This window comes from Providencia sp. JGM181 (assembly GCF_018257375.1).
Lineage (GTDB): Bacteria > Pseudomonadota > Gammaproteobacteria > Enterobacterales > Enterobacteriaceae > Providencia > Providencia lanzhouensis.
This window is the reverse complement of record NZ_JAERJY010000161.1, coordinates 1-7,724: the sequence shown is the minus strand read 5'-3', so window position 1 is coordinate 7,724 and position 7,724 is coordinate 1. Positions and strand designations below refer to the sequence as shown.

Annotated in this window: 4 protein-coding genes; all 4 read left to right on the top strand. The window is 43.2% G+C overall.

Annotation, left to right across the window (positions count from 1 at the left end; all coding sequences use genetic code 11):
• Positions 1-461 precede the first annotated feature (461 nt).
• Complete coding sequence (pdhR, locus tag JK188_RS15420; RefSeq protein ID WP_154602546.1) at positions 462-1,238, top strand: pyruvate dehydrogenase complex transcriptional repressor PdhR; 777 nt, start codon at positions 462-464, stop codon at positions 1,236-1,238.
• Between the two features lie 178 nt (positions 1,239-1,416).
• Positions 1,417-4,083 (top strand): pyruvate dehydrogenase (acetyl-transferring), homodimeric type, encoded by a 2,667-nt coding sequence (gene aceE, locus JK188_RS15415; RefSeq protein ID WP_211886278.1) that lies wholly within the window; start codon positions 1,417-1,419, stop codon positions 4,081-4,083.
• Between the two features lie 13 nt (positions 4,084-4,096).
• Complete coding sequence (aceF, locus tag JK188_RS15410) at positions 4,097-5,962, top strand: pyruvate dehydrogenase complex dihydrolipoyllysine-residue acetyltransferase (protein WP_187129498.1); 1,866 nt, start codon at positions 4,097-4,099, stop codon at positions 5,960-5,962.
• Positions 5,963-6,167: 205 nt separating this feature from the next.
• Entirely contained in the window at positions 6,168-7,595 is a 1,428-nt protein-coding gene (gene lpdA / locus JK188_RS15405; RefSeq protein WP_036951171.1) for a dihydrolipoyl dehydrogenase, read from the top strand.
• Positions 7,596-7,724 lie beyond the last annotated feature (129 nt).

Sequence of the window (7,724 nt, the reverse complement as noted above, 5' to 3'; positions counted from 1 at the left end):
GAATATTTACGGGATATTTTTTTACCATTGGTATGCAGTTTTCATATGATTAATTACGTAAGTATATTTTTGCTAACTATGAATTTAACAAATCATTAACTATGGTCATGGCGTTTTTTTATAAAAATGTGCATAATGTTTACCCTTTGAGTCTGTATTCACATTTTGTGATTATATATGCGAAAATTGGTAAGCTGTAACGGTTCAGTTTTAATTTTAACGGCATAAAAAGTCATATTTTTTGTTAAATTTGTGTGTTGTTTAATCAAGGCTTGGTTATTAATTAATGCTTTTTTTAAAATAAATCGTTAAAACTTGCAGGATTTTATGATTTAGCTCAAGGTCTTTATGGACAGATAGTGAATACTTTGTTACTTTATTAAGCCATAAAATAATTGGTATGACCAATTAACACTGGGTACTAGATAATCAATAATTACTCACTATGAAAATGGCAGATTATGACTTACGGTAAAATTCGCCAACCAAAGTTATCAGATGTAATCGAGCAACGGCTTGAGCATCTCATATTCGAGGGGACTTTACGCCCCGGCGAAAAGCTGCCTCCTGAACGTGAACTTGCTAAGCAATTTGATGTCTCAAGGCCATCAGTGCGTGAAGCTATTCAAACCTTAGAAGCTAAAGGTCTTCTATCTCGTCGTCAAGGTGGTGGCACATTTGTACAAAAACAGATGTGGCAAAGTTTTAGTGACCCATTGACCGAATTACTTGCTGGTAACCCAGAATCTCAATTAGATCTTCTTGAAACGCGTCATGCATTAGAAGGCATCGCTGCTTACTATGCGGCATTACGTGGTACGGAAGAAGATTTAGAGCGTATTCGCCAAAGTTATGAGTTGATTAAATCAGCTCAGAAAAGTGGTGATCTTAACGCGGAATCAGATGCGGTATTACAGTATCAACTGATTGTAACGGAAGCTGCTCATAATGTAGTGCTGTTACATTTGCTACGTTGCATGATCCCTATGTTAGAGCAAAATATCCGCCAGAATTTTGAGTTCCTATATACCCGTAAAGAGATGTACAACGCAGTAAGCGAGCATAGAGAACAGATTTTTTCTGCTATTGTCGCAAGGGAACCGGAAAAAGCGAGAGAAGCGTCTCATCGACATCTTGCTTTTATTGAAGATTTGCTGCTGGACATTGGGCGTGAGCAGACTCGCCGAGAGCGTTCACTACGTCGCTTACAGCAACATCCAGATCTAGACCAGATTTAAAATTGGTAGTGTAGATCCTGACTGCTGCGTCTACATTACTGTGAGTACTCTTAGTTAGAGATAAAGCGGCAACTACATCAGGGCCTATCTTCCCGCTGTTTTCATTAACATGAAGAAAATGGCAGGAAGATAGGCTCCACATAACCATATAAAATAGATAACAGATAAGGAATACACCATGTCAGATATGTTAAAAAATGACGTGGATCCGATTGAAACTCGCGACTGGCTACAGGCGATTGAATCGGTCATCCGTGAAGAAGGTGTTGATCGTGCACAGTTTATTATCGAACAGGTATTAAGCGAAGCACGTAAAGGCGGTGTTAACATTGCCGCTGGTGCATCTGGTAGTTCTGATTATATCAACACAATTGCTGTTGAAGATGAACCTGCATACCCTGGTAACATGGATTTAGAACGCCGTATCCGTTCTGCAATTCGCTGGAACGCTGTAATGACCGTTCTGCGTGCATCTAAAAAGGATTTAGAACTGGGTGGTCATATGGCATCATTCCAGTCTTCCGCAACTTTATATGAAGTTTGCTTCAACCACTTTTTCCGTGCTCATAACAATAATGACGGTGGTGACTTAGTCTTCTTCCAAGGCCATATCTCCCCTGGTATCTATGCACGTGCATTCTTAGAAGGCCGCTTAACTGAAGAGCAGATGAATAATTTCCGTCAAGAAATTGGTGGCAATGGTCTGTCTTCTTATCCGCATCCTAAATTAATGCCTGATTTCTGGCAGTTCCCAACCGTATCGATGGGTCTGGGTCCAATCAATGCTATCTACCAAGCTAAGTTCTTAAAATATTTGGATAACCGCGGTCTGAAAGATACTTCAGCACAGCGTGTTTATGCGTTCTTAGGTGATGGTGAGATGGATGAGCCAGAATCTAAAGGTGCAATTACTATCGCAACTCGCGATAAGTTAGATAACTTAGTCTTCGTTATTAACTGTAACCTGCAACGTCTTGATGGCCCAGTAACAGGTAACGGTAAAATCGTTAATGAATTAGAAGGCATCTTCAGTGGTGCTGGCTGGCAAGTTATCAAAGTTATGTGGGGCGACCGTTGGGACGAACTGCTGCGTAAAGATACGACCGGCAAATTGGTTCAATTGATGAACGAAACCCTTGACGGTGACTATCAAACATTTAAATCACGCGATGGTGCATACGTGCGTGAACACTTCTTCAACCGTTATCCAGAAACGGCTGCATTAGTGAAAGATATGACTGATGACGAAATTTGGGCGCTGAACCGTGGTGGTCACGATCCGAAGAAAGTATATGCAGCATTCAAAAAAGCACAAGAAACCAAAGGCAAACCAACTGTTATTTTAGCTCAAACCATCAAAGGTTATGGTATGGGTGAAACAGCAGAAGGTAAAAACATTGCTCACCAAGTTAAGAAAATGAACATGGACGGCGTTCGCCACTTCCGTGATCAGTTCAATGTGCCAGTTGCTGATGATCAAATCGAAAAACTGCCATTAATCACTTTCGATAAAGATTCTGAAGAATACAAATATCTGCACGAACGTCGCCAAGCTCTGGGTGGTTATTTACCAGCTCGTCGCGCTAAATTTGATGAAAAACTGGAAATTCCAGCTCTGTCAGATTTCAGTCAATTACTGGAAGAACAATCTAAAGAGATTTCAACAACAATCGCATTCGTCCGTGCACTGAATGTCATGTTGAAAAACAACTCAATCAAAGAGCGTTTAGTACCAATCATCGCTGACGAAGCACGTACTTTCGGTATGGAAGGTCTATTCCGTCAAATTGGTATCTATAGCCCGAAAGGTCAGCAATATACACCGCAAGATCGTGAGCAAGTTGCTTACTATAAAGAAGACTCTAAAGGTCAGATCCTGCAAGAAGGTATCAACGAACTGGGTGCAGGCTCTTCATGGTTAGCGGCTGCAACATCATACAGCACTAACAACCTGCCTATGATCCCATTCTATATTTACTACTCTATGTTTGGTTTCCAACGTATTGGTGACTTAATGTGGGCAGCAGGTGACCAACAAGCTCGTGGCTTCCTGATTGGCGGTACTTCTGGTCGTACAACACTGAACGGTGAAGGCTTACAGCACGAAGATGGTCATAGCCATATTCAATCACTGACTATCCCTAACTGTATTTCTTATGACCCAGCTTACGCTTATGAAGTTGCGGTTATCATGCAAGACGGTTTAGAGCGTATGTATGGTGAAAAACAAGAGAACGTGTACTACTACATCACGACTCTGAACGAGAACTATCACATGCACGCAATGCCAGAAGGCGTTGAAGAAGGTATCCGTAAAGGTATCTATAAACTGGCTTCAGTAGAAGGCAAGAAAGGTAAAGTGCAGTTATTAGGTTCTGGTTCTATGATGCGCCACGTTCGTGAAGCTGCCGATATCTTGGCTGCGGAATACGGAATTGGTTCTGACGTATACAGCGTAACCTCATTCACTGAATTGGCGCGTGATGGTCAAGACTGTGAGCGTTGGAACATGCTGCACCCATCAGCAACGCCACGCGTACCTTATGTAGCGCAAGTCATGAATGATGCACCTGCTGTTGCATCGACTGACTACATGAAACTGTTCGCTGAACAAATCCGTACTTATGTTCCAGCCAGTGAGTACCGTGTATTAGGTACTGACGGTTTCGGTCGTTCTGACAGCCGTGAGAACCTGCGTCACCACTTCGAAGTGGATACAACGTATGTCATCGTTGCAGCGTTAGGTGAATTGGCTAAACGTGGTGAGATTGATGTTAAAGTCGTTGAAGAAGCGATTAAAAAATACAACATCAACCCAGATAAAGTTAACCCACGTTTGGCATAAGAGGTAATAATCAATGTCTATTGAAATCCAAGTGCCAGATATCGGTGCTGATGAAGTTGAAGTCACCGAAGTCATGGTAAAAGTTGGTGATAAAGTAGAAGCAGAGCAATCGCTCATCACTGTTGAAGGTGATAAAGCGTCTATGGAAGTCCCATCTCCACAAGCGGGTGTGGTTAAAGAGATTAAAATTGCAGTGGGTGACAAAGTTACTACTGGCAAATTAATCATGATTTTTGATTCAGCAGAAGGTGCATCTGCACCAGCAGCAGCGCCTGCGGCTCCAGTGGCGGCACCAGCTGCTCCTGCTACTGCAGCACTGAAAGAAGTTGCTGTACCAGACATCGGTGGTGATGAAGTTGAAGTCACTGAGATCATGGTTAAAGTAGGTGATGCAATCACGGCTGAACAATCTCTGATTACCGTTGAAGGCGATAAAGCGTCAATGGAAGTACCGGCACCATTCGCAGGTACAGTTAAAGAGATTAAGATTGCGACTGGCGATAAAGTGAAAACTGGCTCGCTGATCATGGTATTCGAAGTTGCAGGCGCAGCGCCTGCGGCAGCGGTTTCGGCTCCAGCAGCACCAGCTGCGGCACCAGCAGCAGCGGCAATCAAAGACGTTAACGTACCAGATATCGGTGGTGATGAAGTTGAAGTTACCGAAGTCATGGTAAAAGTTGGCGACACTGTAACTGCTGAACAATCTTTAATCACCGTTGAAGGCGACAAAGCATCAATGGAAGTACCGGCACCATTCGCAGGTACAGTTAAAGAGATTAAGATTGCGACTGGTGATAAAGTCAAAACTGGCTCCCTGATTATGACTTTTGAAGTTGCGGGTGCAGCACCTGCACCTACAGCAGCTCCTGCTTCTGCACCAGTTGCAGCTCCAGCAGCCGCACCAGTAGCCTCTGCGCCAGCTAAAGCAGCTGACAGCAAAAATGAATTTGTTGAGAACGATGCGTATATTCACGCAACACCAGTAATTCGTCGTTTAGCTCGCGAATTTGGCGTGAACTTAGCGAAAGTGAAAGGTACAGGCCGTAAAGGTCGTATCTTACGTGAAGACGTTCAAGCTTACGTTAAAGATGCAATTAAACGTGCAGAAGCACCAGCAGCAGCTGGCGGTGGTTTACCGGGTATGCTTCCATGGCCGAAAATTGATTACAGCAAATTTGGTGAAGTTGAAGAAGTTGAGCTGGGTCGCATCCAGAAAATTTCTGGCGCTAACCTGAGCCGTAACTGGGTCATGATCCCGCACGTAACTCTGATGGAAGAAGTGGATACCACTGAAGTTGAAGAGTTCCGTAAGCAGCAGAACAAAGAAGCTGAGAAGAAAAAACTGGATGTGAAAATCACGCCATTGGTCTTCGTAATGAAAGCGGTTGCTCGTGCTCTGGAAGAAATGCCACGCTTCAACAGCTCTATTTCAGAAGATGCTCAGCGTCTGTTCCTGAAAAAATATATCAACATCGGTATCGCTGTAGATACGCCAAATGGCTTAGTTGTTCCTGTTTTCAAAGACGTGAACAAAAAAGGCATTATGGAGTTATCTCGTGAGCTGGGCGAAGTGTCTAAGAAAGCACGTGCAGGTAAACTGACCGCTGCTGACATGCAAGGCGGTTGCTTCACTATCTCTAGCTTAGGTGGTATCGGAACTACCGGTTTTGCACCGATTGTGAATGCACCGGAAGTGGCAATTATGGGTCTGTCTCGCTCTTCTATCAAACCAGTTTGGAATGGTAGCGAGTTTGTTCCACGCCTAATGCTTCCTATGTCTCTGTCATTTGACCACCGTGTGATTGATGGTGCTGATGGTGCGCGCTTCATCACTTTAGTTGGACAACTGATGAGCGATATTCGCCGTCTGGTAATGTAACTAATAAGACCGGTCAATTGACCGGTCTGTTTTATTTAGGCTGGGGCAGAGTTTTTCGCTGTTGCAACGAAAGGTTGGGAGTTACGTCACGTATTCAGCCTTTTCAGGATGTTAACAATTCTGTAAACTGCTTGCGGTGTGTACTTTACCAGTGGAAAATTCGTTTATTCGGCGGCCCCGCTGGACAAAACAAAAAGAGGTCATGATGAGTACTGAAATTAAAGCCCAAGTCGTTGTGCTTGGTGCAGGCCCAGCAGGTTATTCTGCGGCATTCCGTTGCGCTGACTTAGGTTTAGAAACTGTTTTGGTAGAACGTTACTCAACTCTTGGTGGAGTTTGTTTGAACGTTGGTTGTATCCCTTCTAAAGCATTACTGCACGTTGCTAAAGTTATCGAAGAAGCTAAAGCATTAGCTGAACACGGTATCGTATTTGGCGAGCCAAAAACTGACATTTCCAAAGTTCGTCTGTGGAAAGAAAAAGTGATTACTCAACTGACCGGCGGCTTAGCGGGTATGGCGAAAGGCCGTAAAGTTAACGTAGTTAACGGTCTGGGTAAATTTACTGGCGCGAATACACTGGTTGTTGAAGGCGAAAACGGCAGCACCACTATCAACTTTGATAATGCGATCATTGCTGCGGGTTCACGTCCAATTCAGTTGCCATTTATTCCTCATGAAGATCCACGTATTTGGGATTCAACAGATGCATTAGAACTGCAAGAAGTTCCAGAGCGTCTGCTGGTAATGGGTGGTGGTATCATCGGTCTTGAGATGGGTACTGTATACCATGCACTGGGTTCACAAATTGATGTGGTTGAAATGTTTGACCAAGTTATCCCAGCTGCGGATAAAGACGTGGTTAAAGTATTCACTAAGCAAATCAGCAAGAAATTCAACTTACTGTTAGAAACTAAAGTGACTGCTGTTGAAGCGAAAGAAGATGGTATCTACGTTTCAATGGAAGGTAAAAAAGCACCAGCTGAACCACAACGTTATGACGCCGTGTTAGTGGCTATCGGTCGCGTACCTAACGGTAAGAACTTAGACGCAGGTAAAGCTGGCGTTGAAGTTGATGATCGTGGTTTCATCCATGTTGATAAACAAATGCGTACAAACGTGCCGCACATCTTTGCTATCGGTGACATCGTTGGTCAACCAATGCTGGCTCATAAAGGTGTTCACGAAGGTCACGTTGCAGCAGAAGTTATCTCTGGTCTGAAACACTACTTCGATCCTAAAGTGATTCCATCAATCGCTTATACTGAGCCAGAAGTTGCATGGGTTGGTTTAACTGAGAAAGAAGCGAAAGAGAAAAACATCAGCTACGAAACAGCAACATTCCCATGGGCTGCATCAGGTCGTGCAATCGCATCTGACTGCTCTGAAGGTATGACTAAGCTGATTTTTGACAAGCAATCTAACCGTATTATCGGTGGTGCGGTTGTTGGTGTTAACGGTGGTGAATTACTGGGCGAAATCGGTTTGGCAATCGAAATGGGCTGTGATGCTGAAGATTTAGCATTAACTATCCATGCTCACCCAACACTGTACGAATCAATTGGTATGGCAGCAGAGATCTACGAAGGTAGCATCACTGACTTACCAAACGCGAAAGCGAAAAAGAAAAAATAATTTTCTTTCTTAGCAAAATGTAAGCGAATTAAAGACCAAAGCAGAAATGTTTTGGTCTTTTTTATTTTAATTAATAAATAGTATTAGCTTATTTCATTAATTATATAAACATTATAATGGCTATAATTT